General features: G+C 70.4%; 1 protein-coding gene and 1 pseudogene. One reads left to right on the top strand and one right to left on the bottom strand.

Annotated elements, in window-relative coordinates; all coding sequences use genetic code 11:
• Window positions 1-651 (top strand): N-acetylglucosamine-6-phosphate deacetylase (locus tag OS124_RS25055; RefSeq protein ID WP_040607456.1); only part of this gene is annotated, 651 nt, incomplete at its 5' end.
• Between the two features lie 75 nt (window positions 652-726).
• On the opposite strand, the pseudogene OS124_RS25050 reads toward OS124_RS25055, so the two are convergent.
• Window positions 727-1201, bottom strand: a pseudogene (locus tag OS124_RS25050) (glycine betaine/L-proline ABC transporter ATP-binding protein); the annotation flags it as partial.

Raw genomic sequence — 1201 nt, 5'->3', positions numbered from 1 at the left:
CTGATGCTGACCCTGGCCCCGGAGGAGGCCGCGCCCGGCCAGGTCGCCGCCCTGGCCCGTGCCGGGGTGACGGTCTTTGCCGGCCACAGCGAAGGCCGCTTCGAGGATATCGCCGCCGCCGAGGACGAGGGTCTCAGCGGGGCCACCCACCTGTTCAACGCGATGAGCCAGGTGGCCGGTCGGGCGCCGGGCGTGGTGGGGGCGGTGCTCGATTCCGCCCGCCTGTCCGCCGGGATCATCGCCGATGGCCAGCATGTGCACCCGGCCAACCTGCGGCTGGCGCTGGCGCGGCTTGGCACGGGGCGGCTGTTCCTGGTCACCGATGCGATGAGCCCGCTCGGCACCGAGGTGACCGAGTTCGACCTGCTGGGCAAACGCATCTACCGCCGCGACGGACGGCTGAGCGATGCCAATGGCGTGCTGGCCGGGGCGGACCTGTCGATGATCGAGGCGGTGCGCCAGATGGATGCGCTGACCGGCTGCGGGCTGGGGACGGCGATCCGCATGGCCAGCCTGACCCCGGCCGAGGTCATGGGGCTGGGCGACAGCCTGGGCTCCGTCAGCCCCGGCAAGCGGGCCGGGCTGACGCTGATGGACGCCGAGCTGCAGGTGACGGGTGTCATGGTCGACGGCCAGATGCGTCCGGCCTGAGAGGCCGTCGCGCGCAACGTGAAAAGGCCCCGGAGCGCTGTGCTCCGGGGCCTTTTGCATGGCTGGCGGCTGCGCTCAGGCCGCGGCCTGGCGCGGCACGAGGGCGCGCAGCACCTGCACCATGCTGACATGGCCCAGCACCTCGTCGCCGCGGGTCACGCGGAAGACGCGGTCGGCCTCGCCGCCGGCCTTGGCGATCACGCTTTCCAGGTTGTCGCCCGGGGCCACGTCACCGGCCACGGCACCCTCGGGGGGCTCGCTCGACATGATCGAACGGACCCGCAGCACGCGGGCGCGGTTGATGTCGGCCACGAACTCTTCGATGTAGGGATCGGAGGGGTTCAGCAGGATCTGCTGCGGCTCGCCCTGCTGGATCACCGCGCCATCCTTCAGGATCACCAGGTGATCGGCCAGCTTCAGCGCCTCGTCCAGATCGTGGGTGATGAAGATGATGGTCTTGTGCAGCTCTTCCTGCAGCTCCAGCAGCAGGTCCTGCATGTCGGTGCGGATCAGCGGATCGAGCGCCGAAACGCCTCGTCCATCAGCATGA

It is taken from the genome of Oceanicola sp. S124 (assembly GCF_000220565.1).
Lineage (GTDB): Bacteria > Pseudomonadota > Alphaproteobacteria > Rhodobacterales > Rhodobacteraceae > Pseudooceanicola.
This window is presented reverse-complemented; position numbering and strand designations above follow the sequence as displayed.